This is a genomic window from Kaistia dalseonensis (assembly GCF_030814715.1).
Classification (GTDB): domain Bacteria; phylum Pseudomonadota; class Alphaproteobacteria; order Rhizobiales; family Kaistiaceae; genus Kaistia; species Kaistia dalseonensis.
In genome coordinates this window covers 565,638-586,638 of sequence record NZ_JAUSVO010000001.1, presented here as the reverse complement: position 1 = coordinate 586,638, position 21,001 = coordinate 565,638, and the positions used below count along the sequence as shown (strand labels likewise).

21 protein-coding genes and 1 pseudogene are annotated in these 21,001 nt (G+C 65.9%); 5 read left to right on the top strand and 17 right to left on the bottom strand.

Annotation, left to right across the window (positions count from 1 at the left end; all coding sequences use genetic code 11):
- Positions 1 to 99 precede the first annotated feature (99 nt).
- From QO014_RS24620 to QO014_RS02610, 11 genes and pseudogenes are all read right to left on the bottom strand, one after another.
- Positions 100 to 414, bottom strand: a pseudogene (locus QO014_RS24620) (serine--tRNA ligase); the annotation flags it as partial.
- Between the two features lie 1,040 nt (positions 415 to 1,454).
- Positions 1,455 to 2,273, bottom strand: a complete 819-nt coding sequence (gene tatC / locus QO014_RS02655) for a twin-arginine translocase subunit TatC (RefSeq protein ID WP_266347093.1) — start codon at positions 2,271 to 2,273, stop codon at positions 1,455 to 1,457.
- On the bottom strand, positions 2,270 to 3,076 hold the full coding sequence (tatB, locus tag QO014_RS02650) for a Sec-independent protein translocase protein TatB (RefSeq protein WP_266347092.1): 807 nt from the start codon (positions 3,074 to 3,076) through the stop codon (positions 2,270 to 2,272). Before tatB ends, tatC begins: the two co-directional genes overlap by 4 nt.
- Positions 3,077 to 3,157: 81 nt before the next feature.
- Complete coding sequence (locus tag QO014_RS02645; RefSeq protein ID WP_266347091.1) at positions 3,158 to 3,391, bottom strand: twin-arginine translocase TatA/TatE family subunit; 234 nt, start codon at positions 3,389 to 3,391, stop codon at positions 3,158 to 3,160.
- Positions 3,392 to 3,488: 97 nt separating this feature from the next.
- Positions 3,489 to 4,634 (bottom strand): ABC transporter ATP-binding protein, encoded by a 1,146-nt coding sequence (locus QO014_RS02640; protein ID WP_266347090.1) that lies wholly within the window; start codon positions 4,632 to 4,634, stop codon positions 3,489 to 3,491.
- A 43-nt stretch (positions 4,635 to 4,677) separates the two neighbouring features.
- The gene (scpB, locus tag QO014_RS02635; RefSeq protein WP_266347089.1) at positions 4,678 to 5,352 is read right to left on the bottom strand and encodes an SMC-Scp complex subunit ScpB; all 675 of its coding nucleotides are present in this window, start codon (positions 5,350 to 5,352) and stop codon (positions 4,678 to 4,680) included.
- The gene (locus QO014_RS02630) at positions 5,345 to 6,163 is read right to left on the bottom strand and encodes a segregation and condensation protein A (protein WP_370877071.1); all 819 of its coding nucleotides are present in this window, start codon (positions 6,161 to 6,163) and stop codon (positions 5,345 to 5,347) included. Before QO014_RS02630 ends, scpB begins: the two co-directional genes overlap by 8 nt.
- An 18-nt stretch (positions 6,164 to 6,181) precedes the next feature.
- Positions 6,182 to 7,234 carry a beta-N-acetylhexosaminidase gene (nagZ, locus tag QO014_RS02625; RefSeq protein WP_266347088.1) on the bottom strand — a complete coding sequence of 351 codons (1,053 nt, stop codon included), beginning with the start codon at positions 7,232 to 7,234 and terminating at the stop codon, positions 6,182 to 6,184.
- An 82-nt stretch (positions 7,235 to 7,316) separates the two neighbouring features.
- Complete coding sequence (locus QO014_RS02620; protein WP_266347087.1) at positions 7,317 to 9,053, bottom strand: SPOR domain-containing protein; 1,737 nt, start codon at positions 9,051 to 9,053, stop codon at positions 7,317 to 7,319.
- A 64-nt stretch (positions 9,054 to 9,117) separates the two neighbouring features.
- The gene (gene argS / locus QO014_RS02615) at positions 9,118 to 10,875 is read right to left on the bottom strand and encodes an arginine--tRNA ligase (protein ID WP_266347086.1); all 1,758 of its coding nucleotides are present in this window, start codon (positions 10,873 to 10,875) and stop codon (positions 9,118 to 9,120) included.
- A 45-nt stretch (positions 10,876 to 10,920) separates the two neighbouring features.
- The gene (locus QO014_RS02610; protein WP_266347085.1) at positions 10,921 to 12,138 is read right to left on the bottom strand and encodes a deoxyguanosinetriphosphate triphosphohydrolase; all 1,218 of its coding nucleotides are present in this window, start codon (positions 12,136 to 12,138) and stop codon (positions 10,921 to 10,923) included.
- Between the two features lie 110 nt (positions 12,139 to 12,248).
- Here QO014_RS02610 and erpA point away from each other — a divergent pair, with 110 nt between their 5' ends.
- Entirely contained in the window at positions 12,249 to 12,575 is a 327-nt protein-coding gene (gene erpA, locus QO014_RS02605) for an iron-sulfur cluster insertion protein ErpA (RefSeq protein ID WP_266347772.1), read from the top strand.
- A gap of 47 nt (positions 12,576 to 12,622) precedes the next feature.
- Here erpA and QO014_RS02600 read toward each other — a convergent pair whose 3' ends face one another.
- From QO014_RS02600 to QO014_RS02585, 4 genes are all read right to left on the bottom strand, one after another.
- Positions 12,623 to 14,110 carry an AMP nucleosidase gene (locus tag QO014_RS02600; protein ID WP_266347084.1) on the bottom strand — a complete coding sequence of 496 codons (1,488 nt, stop codon included), beginning with the start codon at positions 14,108 to 14,110 and terminating at the stop codon, positions 12,623 to 12,625.
- Positions 14,111 to 14,201: 91 nt separating this feature from the next.
- Positions 14,202 to 14,627: an OsmC family protein gene (locus QO014_RS02595; protein WP_266347083.1), complete on the bottom strand. Its 426-nt coding sequence runs from the start codon at positions 14,625 to 14,627 to the stop codon at positions 14,202 to 14,204.
- Between the two features lie 139 nt (positions 14,628 to 14,766).
- The gene (locus tag QO014_RS02590; protein WP_266347082.1) at positions 14,767 to 15,393 is read right to left on the bottom strand and encodes a PadR family transcriptional regulator; all 627 of its coding nucleotides are present in this window, start codon (positions 15,391 to 15,393) and stop codon (positions 14,767 to 14,769) included.
- Between the two features lie 14 nt (positions 15,394 to 15,407).
- Positions 15,408 to 16,865 (bottom strand): DHA2 family efflux MFS transporter permease subunit, encoded by a 1,458-nt coding sequence (locus QO014_RS02585; protein ID WP_266347081.1) that lies wholly within the window; start codon positions 16,863 to 16,865, stop codon positions 15,408 to 15,410.
- 133 nt (positions 16,866 to 16,998) lie between these two features.
- Here QO014_RS02585 and xth point away from each other — a divergent pair, with 133 nt between their 5' ends.
- The 4 genes from xth to QO014_RS02565 all read left to right on the top strand — a co-directional run bounded on the left by xth (position 16,999) and on the right by QO014_RS02565 (position 19,329).
- Positions 16,999 to 17,781: an exodeoxyribonuclease III gene (xth, locus tag QO014_RS02580; RefSeq protein WP_266347080.1), complete on the top strand. Its 783-nt coding sequence runs from the start codon at positions 16,999 to 17,001 to the stop codon at positions 17,779 to 17,781.
- Positions 17,778 to 18,200 (top strand): GFA family protein, encoded by a 423-nt coding sequence (locus QO014_RS02575; RefSeq protein WP_266347079.1) that lies wholly within the window; start codon positions 17,778 to 17,780, stop codon positions 18,198 to 18,200. Before xth ends, QO014_RS02575 begins: the two co-directional genes overlap by 4 nt.
- A gap of 94 nt (positions 18,201 to 18,294) precedes the next feature.
- On the top strand, positions 18,295 to 18,609 hold the full coding sequence (locus tag QO014_RS02570; protein ID WP_266347078.1) for a hypothetical protein: 315 nt from the start codon (positions 18,295 to 18,297) through the stop codon (positions 18,607 to 18,609).
- Positions 18,610 to 18,615: 6 nt separating this feature from the next.
- Positions 18,616 to 19,329, top strand: a complete 714-nt coding sequence (locus QO014_RS02565) for a helix-turn-helix transcriptional regulator (RefSeq protein WP_266347077.1) — start codon at positions 18,616 to 18,618, stop codon at positions 19,327 to 19,329.
- Positions 19,330 to 19,354: 25 nt separating this feature from the next.
- On the opposite strand, the gene era is transcribed toward QO014_RS02565, so the two are convergent.
- Positions 19,355 to 20,293 (bottom strand): GTPase Era, encoded by a 939-nt coding sequence (era, locus tag QO014_RS02560; protein ID WP_266347076.1) that lies wholly within the window; start codon positions 20,291 to 20,293, stop codon positions 19,355 to 19,357.
- The gene (gene rnc / locus QO014_RS02555; RefSeq protein ID WP_266347075.1) at positions 20,283 to 20,993 is read right to left on the bottom strand and encodes a ribonuclease III; all 711 of its coding nucleotides are present in this window, start codon (positions 20,991 to 20,993) and stop codon (positions 20,283 to 20,285) included. The genes era and rnc overlap by 11 nt, the downstream gene beginning before the upstream one ends.
- Between the last annotated feature and the right edge of the window lie 8 nt (positions 20,994 to 21,001).

The window sequence follows — 21,001 nt, the reverse complement described above, 5'->3', positions numbered from 1 at the left end:
CGGCTCGAAGCTGTAGAGGCGCTTCTGGCCGGACAGGGATTTTTCGACATTGTCGTGCTCGTCCTTGCCGACCGGAACATCGTCGAGCGGCACGTTCGGCGTCGTGGCGAGCAGATCGTCGAGCTGCTTGTTGAGCTCGCGCTCCTTCTCTTCGGCGTGGGCGAGGAATTCCTTGATCTCGCTGACCTCGGCCATCAGCCGCGCGGCCGTCTCCTCGTCCTTGGCGCCCTTCGCCTTGCCGATCTCCTTGGAGGCCGCGTTGCGGCGCTCCTGCGCGGCCTGGACCTTCTGGATATGGGCCCGGCGCTCCTCGTCGATCCCCAGGATCGCCTCAGCGAGAGGCGAGGCGCTGCGATGCATCAAGGCGCGGTCGAGCGCGGCGGGATTTTCGCGGATCCATTTGATGTCGAGCATGATCGTTCTCGGAAGGGTTGTCGCAAGACGGAAAGCGCCGCCACGTCAGGCAGCGGGATGACGGATAGTGGGAGAACGCCGGGGGATCAACCCACGACCGGCCTGATCAGGGGCCGGGGCCGCCATGAACCGCTCCGCCCGCCCTCTCTCCCGCGCAGCGGGGGAGAGTTGGAGAGGGGGTGCTTGGCATGGGCCGGGAGCGCTGCCGTCGAGAATCTTCGCGGCAAGCTCCCTCCCGGCCTCCCCCGCAAGCGGGAGAGGAGAAGAAAGGGCGGGACGCACGACAGCTCTCCCGCATGAAAGGCCCTGCCCGCCATGAAGTGCTCGGCCCGCCCTCTCTCCCGCGCAGCGGGGGAGAGTTGGAGAGGGGGCGCCTGGCACGGGCCAGAAGCGCTACCGTCGACGGTTCTTCCTGCAAGCCCCCTCCCGGCCTCCCCCGCAAGCGGGAGAGGAGAAGAAAGGGCGGGACGCACGACAGCTCTCCCGCATGAAAGGCCCTGCCCGCCATGAAGCGCTCGGCCCGCCCTCTCTCCCGCGCAGCGGGGGAGAGTTGGAGAGAGGGTGCTTGGCACGGGCCGGGAGCGTTGCCGTCGAGAATCTTCGCGGCAAGCCCCCTCCCGGCCTCCCCCGCAAGCGGGAGAGGAGAAGAAAGGGCGGGACGCACGACAGCTCTCCCACATGAAAGGCCCTGCCCGCCATGAAGTGCTTCACCAGCCCTCTCTCCCGCGCAGCGGGGGAGAGTTGGAGAGGGGGCGCTTGGCACGGGCCGGGAACGCGGTGGTCGAGAATCTTCGCGGCAAGCCCCCTCCCGGCCTCCCCCGCTGCGCGGGAGAGGAGAAGAAAGGGCGGGACGCACGACAGCTCTCCCGCATGAAAGGCCCTGCCCGCCATGAAGCGCTCGCCTGCCCTCTCTCCCGCGCAGCGGGGGAGAGTTGGAGAGGGGGGCTTGGCACGGGCCAGAAGCGCTGCCGCCGACGGTTCTTCCTGCAAGCCCCCTCCCGGCCTCCCCCGCAAGCGGGAGAGGAGAAGAAAGGGCGGCGTCAGCTCGGGGTGACGTCCGAGCCGGTCTCGGCATCGATGGTCGCCTGCTTCTTACGCTCGACCATGCGCACCGAGATGATTGAGACCTCGTAGAGCAGAAGAATCGGGATCGCCAGACCTATCTGGCTGATCGGGTCCGGCGGAGTGAGCACGGCGGCGGCGATGAACGCGAGAACGATCGCATAACGGCGCTTCGACTTGAGCGCCTCGCTCGAAATCACGCCGGCCCGGCCGAGCAGCGTCAGGATCACGGGCAACTGGAACACCAGGCCGAACGCCAGGATCAGCGTCATGATCAGGCCGAGATATTCATTGACCTTGAACAGCGCCTCAATCGAGGCCCTCCCCTCTCCGCCCGTCTGCTGGAATGACAGGAAGAAGTGCAGCGCCGTCGGCAGGATCAGGAAATAGACCAGAGCCGCGCCGAGCACGAACAGGACAGGCGTCGCGATCAGATAGGGAATGAAGGCGTTGCGCTCGTGCTTGTAGAGCCCGGGCGCTGCGAATTTGTAGATCTGCGTCGCGATGACCGGGAAGGCGATGAAGACCGCGCCGAACAGGGCGAGCTTCATCTGGGTCAGGAAATATTCCTGTGGCGCCGTATAGATCAGCCTGATGTCCTGGGCGGGCCCGACCGCCCATTCATAGGGGATGACGAGGATATTGTAGATCCGGCCGGCGAAGAAGAAGCAGACAAAGAAGGCAAGAATGATCGCGCCGATCGCCCACATCAGCCGCGAGCGCAGCTCGATCAGATGATCGAGAAGCGGCATGCGGCTCGCTTCGATCTCGTCTTCGTCCGTCGATTTATCGCTCATGAATTCTGCTCTTCAGGCCTGGTGGCCGACGGCGTTGCGACCACCGGCTCGACGGAAGACGGTGTTCCGACCGGCGGAGCCGAGGCAATGGATGCCACGGCGGTCTCGGCCTCGGGCTTCATCGACGCTACCTCGGGATTCGCCGCCTTGGGCTTGGCGACGCGGGGCTTGCGGACGGGGGCCGCGACGGCCTCGCCTTCGCCCACCACGACGGGCGCCTTCGGCGCTGCCTTGGCGCGGGGCGTGCGCGGCTTTGCGGCCGGCGGCTCCAGCGGCAGGCCGGGCTCGTCGAAATCGGCCGCTGCCGACGGTGAAGTCTCGGAGGGCGACGCCTTCGGCTTGCGCGGGGTTGCCCGCTTCGGCTTCTCGACGACGGGCTCAGCATCCGCCGCGATGACCGGAACGGCCGCCGCCGCGGGAATGACCGGAGCCGGAGCCGGAGCCGGAACAGGAGCCGGCGCGGGCTCCAGATCGGCGTCGGTCGCCAGTTGCGGCGGCTGGTCGATCGGGGGTGGCACGGGCGGTGCAGCCGGCTTGGCGATCGCCGCCGACACATCCAGGCTCTTGCGGATGTCGTTCATCGGATTGAGGGCGCGCAACTCGTTGATCGAGTCCTTGACGCCATCGAGTTCCGCTTCGCGCAGCGCTTCGTTGAACTGGCCCTGGAACTCGCCGGCCATGCGCCGCATCTTGCCGATGGTCCGGCCGAACGCGCGCAGCATGGGCGGCAGATCTTTGGGTCCAACCACGACGATCGCCACGATGGCGATGACGAGGATTTCGCTCCAGCCGATGTCGAACATCACATTATACCGGCCGGCACGCCCCGCTCACCCGCGCCGGGCACGGGTGGTCAAGGCCGCTTCGCCGTCCTCGTCCAGGCGTCAGCTTGCGCGGCTCTTTTCGTCGGTCGTCGCGTTCACGACGTCGGCCGGCTTGTGATCGAGGGTCGAGCCGGCAGGCTTTGCGGGGGTCTCGTCCTCATCGGCGAGCCCCTTCTTGAAGCTCTTGACGCCCTTGGCCATGTCGCCCATCACGTCCGAAATCTTGCCCTTGCCGAAGAGCAGGAGGACGATAACCAGCACGATAAGCCAGTGCCAGATGCTGAAAGAACCCATCAAACCATCTCCAAAAAATGACGCGTCCGCGTGTTTGGGGGCGGACTATCGCAGACCCGCCGCAACGCCGCAACCAATGCCTTATTGGCATGTAGGGCTAGGCGGCCAGTTTATCAAACACAAGAACATCGCGCTGATCGAGCACGAGCCACACGGAAGAGCCGACGACGAAGGGCGCCGCATTGCGCGCCCGGACGCGCACGGGCACATCCGCGCCATCGACCGCGACGTTCAGAAGGTCGACCTCGCCGAGGAAACGGTTCCCCACCACGCGGCCCGCCACGCCGTCGCCTGCGGTCGTGAATGAGATTCCCTGCGGGCGGATCGCCACCATGACGGGCGTGCCGTCGGCGCGGCCATGGGCGGAGACCATGCCCACGGGCGTCTCGACCATGCCGCCCCTGGCGACGCCTTCGAACTCGTTCAGTTCCGAGAAGAACCGCGCCGCGTAGAGATCGGACGGGCTTTCATAGAGATCGCGCGCCGTGCCGACCTGCAGCAGGCGGCCCTGACGCATCAGAGCGATCCGGTCGCCCATGCGCATTGCCTCTTCCGGGTCGTGGGTGACGATGATGCAGGTCGCCCGCGCCTCGCGGATGATCGCCATCGTCTCCTCGCGGACGTGATCGCGCAGGCGCTTGTCCAAACCGGAGAACGGCTCGTCCATCAGCAGCACGCTCGGCCGTGGCGCCAGCGCGCGGGCAAGCGCCACGCGCTGCTGCTCGCCGCCCGACAGCGCATGCGGATGCTCCGCCGCATAACCTTCGAGGCCGACGCGGGCGAGCGCGATATGGCCCTGCCGCTCCGCCTCGGCGCGCGGAATATCCTTGAGGCCATAGATGACGTTCTTGAGGATCGTCATATGCGGGAAGAGCGCATAATCCTGGAACATCAGCCCGATGCCGCGCTTCTCCGGTGGCAGCATCACGGATGGTCCGGCGATTTCGCGGCCGTTGATCGTGATGCGGCCCGAGGCCGGATATTCGAGCCCGGCCGTGACGCGCAGCAGGGTCGTCTTGCCGCAGCCTGAACGGCCGAGCAGGCAGACGACCTCGCCCGGTTCGATATCGAGCTTGATGCCGCGCAGCGAGAGCGTGTCGCCATAGCGGTGCACGACATTCTCGAAGCAGAGGCGCGCCGCGATGGTGACACCGCCGGTGCCACGCCGGCCCCAGCCGGTGCGCTCGACGGATTGCGTGCTGGCGTCTTCGCTGGCGGCCTTGCTGGCGGAGGATGTATTCATGGGAGCGGTTTAGCCTGATCGCGGCCGTCCGTCGACATCGACATCAGCCCTCGTCGTCGAGATGCGAGGCGAGCAGGTCGCCCGGATCGAGCGGGTCTTCGTCCTCGGTCAATTCGTCGCCGTCACGCGGTTCAGGCACGGAGAAGCCCGCCGGGATGCGCCCGTCGAGCAGCCCTGCCCCCTTCAGTTCGTCGAGGCCGGGCAGATCGCCGATCACATCAAGGCCGAAATGAACCAGGAATGTCTCGGTCGTGCCATAGGTGATCGGCCGGCCGGGCGTGCGGCGGCGGCCGCGCATCTTGATCCAGCCCAGTTCCATCAGCACGTCGACCGTGCCCTTCGAGGTCGAGACGCCACGGATCTCCTCGATCTCGGCGCGCGTCACCGGCTGGTGATAGGCGATGATGGCGAGCGTTTCGAGCGCGGCGCGCGAGAGCTTCTTCTGCTCGCCCTGATCGCGCTGCAGCAGGAAGGCGAGATCGCTCGCGGTGCGGAACATCCACTTGCCGGCGACCTGGACCAGATTGACCCCGCGCCCGGAATAGGCGTGCTGCAACTCGATCAGCAGCGCGTCGACATTGCTGCCTTCCGGCAGGCGCGATTCTATGTCGGATTTCGAAAGCGGCGCATTGCTGGCGAAGAGCAAGGCCTCCACCATGCGCAGCGCCAGCCGCTGCCCTTCGGACGCCATCAGGTTGACGATGCCACGCTCATCCATCGCGTCCATCCTCCCGGCCACGCATCATTAGCGCGCCGAACGCCTGTTCCTGTCGCAGTTCCATGCGCCCCTCGCGCACCAGTTCGAGACTGGCGCTGAACGAACTCGCCAGCACCGTGGCGCGCATTTCCGGTGTCAGGATCCAGGGTGACAGGAACACATCCATCGGCGTCCACTCCGCGATCTCGCCGATCATCCGCGTCAGGATCTCCCGGCCTTCGGCGAGCGACCAGACCTCGCGCCGGCGGACATGGACGATCGAGATCATCTGTCGCTGGCGCTGCGCCGCATAGGCGGTCAAGAGATCATACAGCGTCGCAGTGAATTCGTGCTTTTTGACAATCTCGATCGGCTCGGGCGCGCCGCGCTCGAAGACCTCGCGGCCGAGACGGTCGCGATTGACGAGCTTGGCCGCCGCGTCGCGCATCGCCTCCAGCCGTCGCAGGCGGAAGGCGAGCGCCGCTGCCAGCTCGATGCCGGTCGGCTCCTCGCCCGGCTCGGGCTCGGGCAGCAACAGCCGCGATTTCAGATAAGCGAGCCACGCCGCCATGACGAGATAGTCGGCGGCGAGTTCGAGCCGGAGTCGGCGCAATTCCTCGATATAGCTCAGATATTGCTCGGCCAGCGCGAGGATCGAGATCTTGGCGAGATCGACCTTCTGCGTGCGCGCCAAAGCGAGCAGGAGGTCGAGCGGACCCTCGAAGCCATCGACGTCGACAACCAGCGCGCGGTCGGGGCCATTATTGGCGCCGGGCCGCTCCTGCATGTCCCAGAGATCACTCTGGCCGTCGGTCGTGCTCTCCCGGGCCATTCCGCCTGGCTTTCCCGCTCAGGCCGTGGCCGGCGGCCAGCCCGCGCGCTCGGCGAGCGTCGCATATTCGGCCTCGGCCGATTCGCGGTCCAGCGGATGCGGCGCCTTGCGCGCGGCAAGAGCCGTCGCTGCCCGCTCGGCCGACCGGCCGGCAAGCTCCGGCACGGCCGCGGCGACGGCGCGCATCTCGTCCATGAGGCCGTTGCAATGCAGGACCGTGTCGCATCCGGCAGCGAGCACGGCCGAGGCGCGGCTCGAGAAATCGCTGCCGAGCCCCGGCACGGAGCCCAGCGCCTGCATCGACAGATCATCGCTCATCAGCAGGCCGTCAAAGCCGATCCAGCCGCGGATGATTTCCTCGACGATACGCGGCGAAGTCGTGGCGGGCCGGTCCGGGTCGATCGCGGTGAAGAGAATATGGGCGGTCATCGCCATGGGCAGATCGGCCAGCGCGCGGAAGGGCGCGAAATCAGTCCGCTTCAGCGTCTCGAGGCCGACATCGACCGAGGGCAGATCATAATGGCTGTCGGCAGTGGCGCGGCCGTGCCCCGGCATGTGCTTCATGACGGGCAGGACGCCGCCGGCCTCCAGCCCCTCCGCGACGGCGCGCCCGAGCAGCGCGACACGATCGGGATCATCGGCAAAGGCGCGGTCGCCGATCGCCTGATGGGTGCGCGGCGTCGCGACATCGACCACGGGAAGGCAATCCACCGTCACGCCGAGATCGAGCAGGTCGGCCGCGATCAGCCGCGCATGCAGCCAGGCCATGCGCCGCCCGGCCGCCTCGTCCTCGGCATGGAGAATGCCGGCATAGCGCGCGGCCGGCCGGCTCTTCCAGAGCGGCGGCCCGATGCGCTGGACGCGCCCGCCCTCCTGGTCGATGAGGACCGGGCGATCCGGATCGCCGAGCGCCTCGCGGAACGTCGCGACCAGTTCGCAGACCTCTTCCGCTGTACCGATATTGCGCTTGAAGAGGATCAGCCCCCATGGCCGCTCGTCGCGGAAAAACGCGATCTCGTCGGCGGAGAGGCTGCGGCCGGCACAGCCGGAAATGAAGGCTTTCGCTGTCATGCTTGGGCCTTAGCCGCTGGAGGGCGCAATCGCAAGCGGCGGATTGGCTCCGCCGCCTGTCACGCGCCTCGTGTTGAACCGATCAGTTCTTCTGAACGATGCAGTCGCCGCCGGCGGCACGCAGGGATTCGCAGAACGACACAGCCTGGTCGCGCGTGGCCATCGGCCCGACGCGCACGCGGTAGAATACGCCCTTGGCGCCGAGATCGGCACGCACGACATCCGGCTGCTGGCTGCCGAGCACGCTCGGGAACTTGCGCTGCAGGCTCTTATAGGCGGCGAGCGCCTGATCCTGCGTCCGCTGCGAGGTGATCTGCACCACGAAGCCACCACCGGCCGAAGCGGGCGCCGCGTCCTGCGTCGATGCAGCGGCGGCGGTCTGCGCCGGTGCGTCGCTCGGGGTCGGGCGCGTGGTTGGCTTGGGTGCGGCGGCAGCGCGCGGTGCAGCCGCCGGCTCGGTCAGTTGCGAAGCGTCCTTGGTCGAGGCGGCCGCATCACTGGGCAGCGTCGTTGCGGGCGCAGCGGTCGTGGGTGCCGGGGTTGAAGCCGGCGCTGACACGACCGGCGAGGCGGGGTCCGACGTCGGCGGCGTCATGGCGAGCTGTGTCGGTGCCGTGGCCGCAGCGGTTGCGCCGCTCGCATCCTTCGGCTGCGCCTCGCTCGATATGATGGTGCCATCGGGCTTGACCACGACGGTGCGAACCTTGCGCGGCCCCGCATCGGAATCATCGGCCGTGGCATCATCCGCCGGCGCCGAAGCCGCGTTCATCGCATTGGATACGTCCGAACTCGTCGCACTGCCCGGCGCGCCGGGAAGGATGATGCGCGAAATCTCGCGGCTCGCGGCGCTCTCGTTCGAAGGCGCGGCCTGGTCGATCGCACCGTCATCGGGCAGCACGAGCTGCTCCTGCGACGGGTCCTGGCTTGCGCGATCGTAGATCATCTTGTTCTGCTGGCCGTCATCCGTGCTCGGCTGTGCCGCCGGCTGCACTTTGGTCGGCCCCTGATCGGCAGCGATCACCTTCGGCGCGCCGCCGATCGTGCTGCTGCGGTCCTTCAGCGCAAGCGCGGCGAGGCCGCCGGCCAGCACCACGGCCAGCACGATGGCGGCCGTAATCAGGCCCTTGCGCGAACGGCTCGGACGCTCCGGCTGCTCATAGACCTCGTCTTCGGCATAGACGGCCTGATCGTCGTAATCGGCATCGTCGTCATAGCCGGCCGACTGATCATCCTCAGGGTAATATTCGTCATAGCCGCCCGACGGCTCATCGACAGCGTTCTCCTGGCCGGCGCGATAGCTGCCGCCACCAAAGGGCTGGGCCGAACGCGCGCCCGGCGTCCGCGGCGCATCATAGCCGCTGGTCGCGTAAGCCGTACCGGCATAGGGATCGTCTTCCGGCGCGGGCGCCATCTGCTGCGGGCGAGCGGGGGCGGCAGGCTGCCCTCCCCTCAGGCGCATCTGGTCGAAGGATTCGCGAGCCGGGGCACGCTCCGGCTCGGGCGCGGCATAGCGCGGCGGCGCGGGGCGGGCCGTCGGATCGAAGGACGATTGCAGGTCGTTCAGCAGTTCCGATTCGAGATCAAACGAAACATCGCGGCCCTGCGGGCGAAGCTGCGGCGGCTGTTGCTGACGAACGGTCGGCGCTGCTTGCGGGCGGCCGCCGACGAGATCATCGAAGCTCGACTTGCCGGACACGATCCGCGCCAGCTCAACCAGAGGATCCTGCTCCGCCGGGACGGCCGGATCGGCACGCCTGCCGGTCGCGCTGTCGGCCGCGTTCGGCCGGCGCGAGAAGGAATTGTCGTAGCGATCCGCCATCGCGCTCCACTTTCCGTGTAACACTCGTGCCGTGACCAGAAGTCACCGGCAACGGAAGCGCGCCTCAGCGCATTTCTTCCGGTGCACTGACCCCAAGCACCAGCAATCCGGATGACAGCACCAGCTTTGTGGCATGAACAAGGGCAAGCCGCGCCGATGTCAACTCTGGTTCTTCAACGTTAATAAATCGTAATTGCGGCAGATCCTTGCCGCGATTCCACTGCTGATGGAACTCCGCCGCCAGTTCATAAAGGTAGAACGCGATCCGGTGCGGCTCATGCGCCTCGGATGCCCCCTCGATGATCCGCGGGAACTCTGCGAGCCGCCGCTGCAGGCTGATTTCGCCCTGATCCGAGAGCAGAGACAGGTCAGCATTCGCCAGTGCCGTCGCCGAGAGATCGAGCGTCGGCATGTCGTTCGCCGCGTTGCGCAGGATCGATGCCGCGCGGGCATGGCCGTACTGGACGTAGAAGACCGGATTGTCCTTCGACTGTTCCGTCACCTTCTGGAAGTCGAAATCGAGCGGCGCATCGCTCTTGCGGTAGAGCATCATGAAGCGCACGGCATCACGGCCGACTTCCTCGACCACGTCGCGCAGCGTGACGAAATCGCCCGAGCGCTTCGACATGCGCACCGGCTCGCCGCCGCGATAGAGCTTCACGAGTTGGCACAGCAACACCTCGACAGACGCGGTACCGCCCGAAATGGCCCGGCCGACCGCCTGCAGGCGCTTCACATAGCCACCATGATCAGCGCCGAGCACATAGATCATGCGGCGGAAGCCGCGATCGAACTTGTCCTTGAAGTAGGCGACGTCGCCGGCAAAGTAGGTGTAGCTGCCATCCGACTTCATCAGCGGGCGATCGATATCGTCGCCGACATCGGTGGCGCGGAAGAGAAGCTGTTCGCGGTCTTCCCAATCCTCGGGCAACTGCCCCTTGGGCGGCGGCAACGTGCCACGATAGACGAAGCCCTTCTTCTCCATGTCCTCGATCGTCGACGCGATCTTGCCGCCATTGGCGCCGGAGAGCGACCGCTCGGAGAAGAACACGTCGTGATGGACGTTGAGCAGCGCGAGGTCGTCGCGGATCATCAGCATCATCGCGCTGATCGCCGCCTCACGGACGATCGGCAGCCACTTGCTCTCCGGCATGTCGAGCAGCGTGCGGCCATGGACATCGACGAGCGCGACGCCGACCGGCTTCAGGTAGTCGCCGGGATAGAGCCCCTCGGGGATCGCGCCGATCTCTTCGCCGAGAGCCTCACGATAGCGCAGGAACGCCGAGCGGGCGAGGACATCCACCTGTCCGCCGGCGTCGTTGATGTAATATTCCTTGGTGACGGCAAAACCCGCCCAGTCGAGCAGGTTGGCGAGCGCGTCGCCGACTACGGCGCCGCGGCAATGGCCGACATGCATCGGCCCCGTCGGGTTGGCCGAGACATATTCCACATTGACCTTCAGGCCCGCGCCGAGCGTGCTGCGGCCATAGGCTTCGCCCGCTTCGATCAGGCCCTTCAGCGCCGCGGCGCGGTAGGTCTCGGCGAGCGCGATATTGATGAAGCCGGGACCGGCCACCTCGACCGAAGCGACGTCGGCATCATCGCGCAGCCGGCCGGCAATCGCCTCGGCCAGATCGCGCGGCTTCAGACCGAGCGGCTTGGCCAGCACCATGGCGGCATTGGTCGAGAGATCGCCATGCGCGGCATCGCGCGGGGGCTCGACGACGATGCGCGAGAGATCGGCGCCCTCGCTCCCGCGCGCGGCCAGGATGACCTGCACGGCCGAGGAGACCCGGGTGGTGAAATCGCGGAAGATATTCATGATCGGACGCTGCCCTTCGGGCCAGATAGAAATGGATGTGGGCGCCTAGCCCAAATCCGGCATAGCGTCAAACAAACGCTGATGCTCGCGTAACGCATAGCGATCCGTCATGCCCGCCAGAAAATCGGCAATGCGCCGCGCACGGCGGCTGTTATCGGCCGGATCGAGCCCCTTGCGCCACTCCTCCGGCAAGGCCTGCGGATCGGACCAATAGCGTTCGAAAAGCCGCTCGACCACGCCCTCGGCCGCCGTCATCACGGTCATCACGCGGGGATGGCGATAGACGTGGCGCCAGAGATGAGCCTTGATCGCGCGCTCGCCCTCGGCAGCTTCTTCCGAAAAGGCGATCATCGCCCGGCCAGCCGCGCGAACATCATCGGCGGAGGCGGGCTTCGTTTCGCCCAGCCTCAGCAGCGCCTCGCCGATCGCGTCCTCGATCAGCCGCGTGATCAGCCTCCGGACGACCTCATTGACGAGACGCGGCTTCTCCAGCGCCGGATGGGCCGCTTCGATCGCCTCGATCATGGGGCGGAGATAGGTAACGGAGCGGAGCCCCTCTATGGTCAGAAGTCCGGCCCTCAGCCCGTCATCAATGTCATGCGCATTATAGGCGATGTCGTCGGCGATCGCCGCCGCCTGCGCCTCGGCGGAAGCGAAGGTCGAAAGCTGCAGGTCCTGAATGTCGGCATAGGCCAGGATGGCTGCCGGCAGGACCTTGCCGGCATAGGTGCCGATACCGTTGCCGTCAGGGTCAATCAGCGGGCCGTTGTGCTTCACCAGGCCTTCCAGCGTCTCCCAGCTCAAATTGAGACCGTCGAAATCGGGATAGCGCCGTTCGAGCCGGGTCACGACGCGCAGGCTCTGCGCATTGTGGTCGAAGCCACCATAATGGCGCATCAAGGCGTCGAGGGCGCGCTCGCCAGCATGGCCGAAGGGCGTGTGGCCGAGATCGTGGGAAAGTGCGATCGCCTCCGCCAGATCCTCGTCGAGACGCAACGCCCGCGCCAGGGCACGCGCGATCTGCGCGACCTCGATCGTGTGGGTGAGCCGGGTGCGATAATGATCGCCCTCATCGAACAGGAAGACCTGGGTCTTGTCCTTCAGCCGGCGGAAGGCGGTCGAGTGAATGATGCGATCACGATCGCGCTGAAACGGCGTGCGGGTCGGACTCGCCGGCTCGGGGTAGAGCCGGCCGCGGCTTGCGGCGGGATCGCAGGCAAAGGGCGCGCGGACATCGCGTCCGAAACCGATCAAGCCCTCCATGTCGCCCCTTCCCTGTTGCCGCCGATTGACACTGGCGGCCGCATTCCTAACTATCAGCTACAGCAATGCTAGAAATAGCCGATCATTCGGACGCCACCATGACCACTGAATTGCTCGACATCACGCTTTCCGACAATGCCGCAAAGCGGATTTCCCGCATCCTTTCGAAGGAAGCGGAAGGAACGGCGCTGCGAATCAGCGTCTCGGGCGGCGGCTGTTCCGGCTTCCAATATGAGTTCGACCTCGACGCGACGCGCGCGCCGGACGATCTCGTCATCGAGAAGAACGGCGCGACCGTCCTCATCGACCAGATCTCGCTGCCCTATATGGACGGCTCGGAGATCGATTTCGTCGACGACCTGATGGGCCAGTCCTTCCAGATCAAGAACCCCCACGCCACCGCGTCCTGCGGCTGCGGCACGAGCTTCGCGATCTAGTAACGGCACAGCCGGGAGGCGCGAAGTCGCCCGGCTGTGCCGTTCTTCTACTGGAACGCCGTCTCCGTGAAGCTGCGGAGCTTGCGGGAATGGAGCCTCTCCGGCGCCATTTCGCGCAGCTTTTCCAGCGCGCGGATGCCGATCTCCAGATGCTGGCCGACCTGCTTGCGGTAGAAATCGGACGCCATGCCGGGCAGCTTCAGTTCGCCATGCAGCGGTTTGTCCGAGACGCAGAGCAGCGTGCCATAGGGAACGCGGAAGCGGAAACCATTGGCGGCGATCGTGGCTGATTCCATGTCGAGCGCGACGGCACGCGACTGTGAGAAGCGCTGCACCGGCTCGCGATGGTCGCGCAACTCCCAATTGCGGTTGTCGATCGTCGCCACGGTGCCCGTGCGCATGATCCGCTTCAGCTCGTAATCCTTGAGGCCCGTGACTTCCTCAACCGCATCTTCCAGCGCGATCTGCACCTCGGCGAGCGGCGGGATCGGGATCCAGCTCGGCAGGTCGGCATCGAGCACGTGATCCTCGCGGACATAGCCATGCGCCAGCACATAATCGCCGAGCGCCTGGCTGTTCCTGAGGCCCGCGCAATGGCCGAGCATCAGCCAGGCATGCGGACGCAGGACGGCGATGTGATCGGTGATGGTCTTGGCGTTGGAGGGGCCGACGCCGATGTTCACCATGGTGATGCCGGCCGAATTGCCGAACTTCAGATGATAGGCTGGCATTTGCGGCAGGCGCGGCGGCGCGCGGCCAGAGACCGGCTCGGGCGAGCCGGACGGCGTCACCAGGTTGCCCGGCTCGACAAAGGCTGAATAGCCGCTGTCGCCCTCGGCCATCAGCTTGCGCGCCCGGGCGCAGAATTCATCGATGTAGAACTGGTAGTTGGTGAAGAGCACGAAGTTCTGGAAATGCTCGGCATGGGTCGCCGTGTAGTGCGACAGGCGGTGGAGCGAATAATCGACGCGCGGCGCGGTGAAGGGCGCGAGCGGCAGTGGCGCGCCCGGCGCGGGAACATAGGTGCCGTTGACGATCGCGTCGTCGGTCACCGCCAGATCCGGCACGTCAAAAATATCGCGCAGCGGCCGTTCGAGCCGCGCTGCCAGCTCCGATTCGACATGGACGCCATCGGGAAAGGCGAAATGCAGCGGGATCGGCATCTGCGACGGCCCGACGATGACGGGAACACCGTGATTGCGCACCAGCAGCCTGATCTGGTCGATCAGATAGCTGCGGAAGAGCTTCGGCTGCGTGATGGTCGTGGCGTAGGTGCCGGGCCCCGATACATGGCCATAGGCGAGCCGGGAATCGATCTGCGCGTAGCTCGACGTGCTGATCCCGATCTCCGGATAGGTCGCCCGCACGCGGCCGGCGGGAACATGGCCCTTCAGGAGCGCCATGAAGCGGGCCCGCAGATGCGCCGTGTGCGCGTCGTAGATATCGATCAGGCGCTGGACGGCCAGTTCCGGATCGGTGAAGGATTCCGCCGCGATCGGCGCCGGAAGATCGAAGGGCGCAGGCTCTTGGTTCATGAAGCTCCCCATTTTGGGGCGCGACTGTCCGCCAGTCGGGGCGTGCGGTCAAGCGCGCCACGGCCGGCGGACGAGAAGATCGGACGCCGGCTCAGACCAGCTTGGCGTCGAGACGGATCGGAACGGCCTTCAACGCCTTGGAGACCGGGCAGCCTTCTTTGGTGGCGGCGGCGATCTTGTCGAACGTTTCCTTGTCGATGCCCGGAATATTGGCTTCGGTGATCAGCTCGATGCCGGTGATCTCGAAACCGGCGCCGACCAGCTCGACCTTGACCTTGGCCGCCGTATGGATGGATTCAACCGTGAACCCGGCCCCGCTCAGACCGGCCGAGAGCGCCATGGAGAAGCAGCCGGCATGGGCAGCCGCCAGCAATTCCTCGGGGTTGGAGCCCTTGCCGCTCTCGAAGCGGGACGAGAAATTATACTGTCCTTCCCAGGCGCCGCTGCCGAGGTGAACAGTCCCCTGGCCGTGCTTGAGATCGCCCTTCCAATTCGCTTCCGAAGTCCTGACCGGCATTTCTTTCTCCCGCATATGGTTTGCGATGACGCGGCGGAGCCTAGGAGCTACCGGTGCGCCATGTCGAGCCCCCAAGAGGTGCCCGTCTTCACGATGACGACAGCGGCCGTTCATCAATCCCCGGTAGCAGCGCCCGTCGCTACTGGCTCGAGCCGGGCCATTCCTTTTCGCTCAGCCCGGCCTTGTGCCAGTTGCGCCAGAGATCGAGCCCGTCGAGGCTTCCCGCCTCGATATCCTCGATCAGTTCGCGCACCCAGGCGAGTTCGGCCGCGTGGAGCATGTTGCGATATTCGAACTCGATCATGAAGAGCTTCGGCAGCTTCTCGCCCTGGGCATAGCTGCGGACGGCGCCCGCTTTGTTGAGCTCGATCTCCAGGAGCCGGCAACGCTCCTTCAGCAGTTCCACCGCCTCCTCGGGGATGAGCACGCCGATCAGCGACAGGCCGGCCTCGAACTGCGTGAACTCCTTGGCGGGGCGCGATATCAGCTCACCCATCCAGTCGGAAAGCTCGTGCGCACCGGCTTCCGTGAGGCCATAGACCGTGCGCTCCGGGCGATTGCCGGACTTCTCCTTTTCGTGCGGCTCGATCCAGCGATGGCGCACCAGCGATTCGACGATCGCGTAGAGCGAGCCATAATTGAGCTTGATGCTGTCATCCTTCTGCCGCTGCCGCAGTGTGGCGGCGATGTCATAGGGATGGCTTGGCTTTTCGCTCAATATGGCCAGGACGGCCAAGGCGAGCGGATTGGAAAGCTTGCGGCTCATGCCCGATCTCCCGCCTAGGCTTCGATGCGCTCGGTTCGCGGAAAGCGCGGCAGGAAGCGGGTCAGCGCCGCCACGACGAGCAGCGCACCGATCTCCGCAATCGCGGCATGCTGGAAGCCGACGACATAACCGGCCGTATCGACCGGCGAGCCGAGCCTGATCTGCGAGAAGAACACCAGGCCGACCAGCGCCACACCGATCGCGCCGGCAACCTGCTGGATGGCGCTGACGAGGCCCGATGCTGAGCCCGCGTCGCGCAGCGGCACATCGGAGAGCACGAAGGCGAAGATCGGCGACACCACGGCGCCCATGCCCATACCGGCGACGATCAGCGGCGGAATGATCAGCGCGGGCGTGATGCCAGCGCCGACCATGTGGACCACGATCCAGAGCAGCCCGATTCCGACTGCCATGCCGAGCGCGCCGGTCGTCAGCACGTTTCGCCCGAAGCGCGGCACGAGCATCGGCCCCGAAATGCCCGAGGTAATCGCAACGGCGATCGAAAATGGAATGCCGGTGAGACCAGCCTCCAGGACGGAAAAACCGGCTCCGATCTGCATGAAGACGGACAGCACCAGGAAATAGCCGGCGAGCACCGCAAAGAACACGGCGGCGAGCAGGACGCCGACCAGGAAGGATCGCCGGCCGAACAGGGACGGGACCACGAGTGGCGAAGCGCCGACGCGCTCCTTCACGACCTGCGTCCAAGCGAAGAAGATGAGGATCGGCAGCGAGAGCAGCATGGACGCGATCGACCAGGCTGGCCAGCCGAGTTCGCGGCCTTCGATCAGCGGATAGACCAGCATGAAGAGCGCCACGATGGTCAGCAGGATGCCGAAGACGTCGACATTCAGCGGATGCGGCGATTTGGTGTCGGGCAGGACGATAGCCGCCATGATAAAGGCGACAATGCCAACCGGCAGGTTCACCATGAAGATGGAGCGCCAGCCGAGACCGAACGCATCGCCGGCGATCAGGAACGCGCCCAGCACCGGGCCGAGCACGGCCGCGACGCCGGCAAGCGCGCCATAGAAGGCCGAGACACCCTGCCGTTCGAGCGGATGGGGGTAGAGAATCTGGATCGTCGACATGATCTGCGGCACCATCACGGCCGCCATGGCGCCCTGGAACAGGCGCGCGAGGATCAGCATGAACGACCCGGACGACAGGCCGCAGAGCGTCGACGCCAGCGTGAAGCCAGCCATGCCGACCAGGAACATGCGCTTGTAGCCGAAGATGTCGCCGAGCCGCCCGCCCGTGATCAGGAAGAGCGAGAAGGCGAGCAGATAGCCGGCGATGATCCACTGGATCGCCGCCGGATCGGCACCGATCGACTGCTCGATCGACGGGATCGCCACATTGACGATGGTGGAATCGAGCACGTCCATGAAGAAGGCGAACAGGACGACGATGGTCGCGAGCCGTCGCGCCCCGCCCGTGAGCACAACCGGACCTTCGGTCACATCGGCCATTCGAACCCTCCCCAATGTCAGCCGGACGCTGATCCAGCCGCGTATATTCTAGATCGGATATTCAGTCCATAGCATGGGACCATGTCGCTGCGTGTAGCTGGCAAGTCGCTCAGGATCGGCTAGTGTGCCGGCCATGAAGATCGCGACATGGAACATCAACGGGGTCAGAGCCCGAATCGACACTGCGCTGGCCTGGCTCCGGGAGGCGCAGCCCGACATTGTCGGCCTGCAGGAGATCAAGACGGTCGACGAGGGCTTCCCCACGTCCGCCTTCGAGGACCTCGGCTACAATGTAGCCACGCATGGCCAGAAGGGCTTCAACGGCGTGGCGCTACTCTCCAAGCTGCCTTTCGACGAGATCAATCGTGGCCTGCCGGGCGACGATGGCGACGAACAGGCCCGCTTCATCGAAGGCGTCTTCTCCGTACCGAGCGGCGCGCTCCGCGTCGTCTCGCTCTATCTGCCGAACGGCAACCCGATCGGAACCGACAAGTTCTCCTACAAGCTCGCCTGGATGCGGCGCCTGCAAGGCTGGGCCGCCGACAGGCTGAAGCTCGAGGAGCCGCTTGTGCTGGCGGGCGACTACAACGTCATTCCCGAGCCGCGCGACGCGAAGGATATCAGCCAGTGGGTCAACGACGCCCTCTATCAGCCTGAGAGCCGCAAGGCGCTGCGGGCGCTGGAGGCGCTCGGCCTCACAGATGCCCTGCGCGCCACGACCGACGCCAGCGATCTCTACACGTTCTGGGACTATCAGGCCGGCGCCTTCCAGAAGAACAACGGCATCCGCATCGATCATCTCCTGCTCTCGCCGCAGGCGACCGACCACCTCGTTACCGTCGGCGTCGACAAGCATGTGCGCGGCTGGGAGAAGCCGTCTGACCATGTCCCCGTCCATGTGGAACTGTCACTATGACCATCGATGATGCAAAGGCGCCCATCACGGGTGGCTGCCTCTGCGGCCGCATTCACTACCGGATCGAAGGGGCGCCGCGGATCGTCACGCATTGCCATTGCCGCTTGTGCCAGCTCGCCGGCGGCGCGTTGTTCCTGACCTGGGCGACCTTCGACAGGGAGGCGTTCCACCTGACCGCCGGCACGCCGACGATCCACGAATCATCGACAAACGGGCGCCGTCATTTCTGTGCCGATTGCGGCACGCCGCTGATGATGACCGCGATCGATGACCCGGGCAGCGTCGATGTCACGCTGGCCTCGCTCGACGAGCCGGATCGCTTCCCGGTCCAGCACAACATCTGGGTCGGCTCGCGCCGTGCGGCCGCCAAGGGCTTCGATTCCGAGCTGCCGTCCCATTTCGACGAGCCGAGCGCCTGATCCGACGAGAACGGATCGAAAACACAACTGACACCACGCTGTCAGTTGCCTATCCTTATACCCTGCTCCGCGACCACGCTGAGGAGGATGGGCCATGAACTGGGCCGTGAACCAGAACGTTCTCGAAATCTGTTCCTATTCGCTCGTTTGCGGAACGGAAGAGAAGCAATTCGTCCAGGCTGCCGCCCGCGCCACGCGGTCGATGCGAGCCCAGCGCGGGTTCCTGGCGCGCAGCGTCGCCAAGGCCGACGATGGCAGTTGGACGGAGATCGTCCACTGGCTGGACCGGCGGTCAGCCGACAGCGCGGCCGACCGCATTCCGAAGACGCCCGACGCGGCCGCCTATTACGCGTTGATCGACAAGCCGTCCTTCCGGCGCGGCGTCTATCCCGTCGCCTGTTCGGGCTGAGCGCCCGTGCGACGCGCCGACCGGCTCTTCGACATCGTGCAGTTCCTGCGCGGCGGACGGCTTCGGACGGCGCAGGAGATTGCCGAGCGGCTGGAGGTCTCCGTCCGCACGATCTATCGCGACATCGACGCGCTGGTGCTGAGCGGCGTACCGATCGAAGGCGAGCGCGGCGTCGGCTATGTGCTGCGCGGCACGCTGCTGCTCCCGCCCCTCGCCTTCACGCAGGCCGAACTGGAGGGACTGGCGCTGGGGGCGCGCTTCGTCGAGGCCTGGGCCGATCCCGAGCTCGCCGACGCCGCCCGCGAGGCGCTGATCAAGATCGACGCCGTCCTGCCGGATGGCAAGCGCGGCGATCTCTGGCGCGATGCGATCCATGTCTATTCGCCGAGCCTGATCGCCAGCGGCAACGAGCATTTGCGGCTATTTCGCCGCGCCATACGGGAAGGCCGCAAGGTCAGGATCGGCTATCGGACGCTCGCCGAGGACGAGGTTTCGAGCCGCGTGATCCGCCCGCTCGCCATCGAGGCCTGGGGCCATGCCTGGACAGTCACGACATGGTGCGAATTGCGGGTCGATTTCCGCACGTTCCGGCTCGACCGCATCGATGCGGCCGAGACCCTCGAAGACCGCTTCAGGCCGGAAAAGGGCAAGATGCTCAAGGACTATCTGGACCGGCTCCGCGCGCGCGGGCTTAACCGCTACGGCAAGCCGGCCTCATGATCCGAGATGGAGCGGCATCGAGCGCTCAGCGGGGAAATTCGATGCCCATCTCGCGATAGCGCTCGGGATCGTCGGCCCAGTTCTCGCGCACCTTCACGAACAGGAACAGGTGAACCGGACGCTCGGCCATCTCCTGGATCTCGGACCGCGCCGCCATGGAGATCGCCTTGATCGTCTGGCCCTTATGGCCGATCACGATCTTCTTCTGGCTTTCGCGCTCGACATAGATCGTCTGCTCGATCCGGGCCGAACCGTCGTCCTGCTCCTTCCAGAGCTCGGTCTCGACATGCGAGGCATAGGGCAGTTCGTCATGTAGGCGCAGGAAGAGCTTCTCGCGCGTGATCTCGGCTGCGAGCGCGCGCAGGGGCAGGTCGGACACCTGGTCTTCCGGATAGAGCCACGGCCCCGGCGGCACCTTGGCGGCGAGATAGGCCATCAGATCCTTGCAGCCGTCGCCGTTCAGCGCCGAGATCATGAAGGTCTGGTCGAACTTGGCCGTCTCATTGGCCCTCTGGGCCAGTTCGAGCAGCGTGTCGCGCTTGACCGCGTCGATCTTGTTGATGACGAGGATCTTGGGCTGCCGGATCGCGGCGACCTTGTCGAGCACCTGCGCCGTCTCGCCCTTGAGGCCGCGCTCGGCGTCGACCAGCACCGCCACCATGTCGGCATCCTTGGCGCCGCCCCAGGCGGTATCCACCATGGCCCGGTCCAGCCGCTTCTTGGGCTGGAATATGCCCGGCGTGTCGACGAAGATGATCTGCGAGGCGCCATCGAGCGCGATGCCGCGCATGATCGCCCGCGTCGTCTGCACCTTGTGGGTGACGATCGAGATCTTCGTTCCGACCAGCTGGTTGAGGAGCGTCGATTTGCCGGCGTTCGGCGCGCCGATCAGCGCGACGAAACCGCATCGTGTCGACGCGTCGGGCGCCGAGGGATCACGAGGCGGCGTTTCATCAGTCGGCATGTGTTTCCTGTCTCCATACGCCCTCGGCGAGCAGCACGGCGGATGCCGCCTTTTGCTCTGCCTCGCGCTTCGAGCGGCCTGTGCCCGTCACGGACATCATCCCCTCGACCCTTACTTCTACTACGAAATGCGGCGCGTGATCAGGGCCGCTGCGCTCGACGATCTCATATTTGGGCGTCGAGAGGCCCCTGCCCTGCACCCATTCCTGCAATGTCGTCTTGGCGTCGCGGAGCGGACCAGTCCAGTTCAACATCCGCTTGCGCCAATTATCCTCGATGAAGCGCTGCGCGACCGGCAAGCCGCCATCGACGAAGAGCGCCCCGATCACCGCCTCGCAGACATCGCCGAGAATGGCCGCCTTGCGCCTGCCGCCGGACTGCACCTCGCCGCCACCAAGGCGAATCCAATTGCCGAGCCCGATCTCCACCGCGACTTCGGCGCAGCTTTCATTGCGGACCAGCCCCGTCAGCCGGCGGGCCAGTTCGCCCTCCTCGGCATTGGGGAAGGCGTCGATGAGCATGTCCGCGATCACCAGCGCCAGCACGCGGTCACCGAGGAATTCGAGCCTCTGATAGCTCTCGCTCGGCGTCAGATGGTCTTCGGCCACCGCGCTCGCATGGGTCAGGGCCCTAACAAGGTGGCCGCGCGTCTTGAACTTGTGTCCGAGTCGATCTTCGAGGGGCTGCAGCGCGTCCGTCATGATGCGCG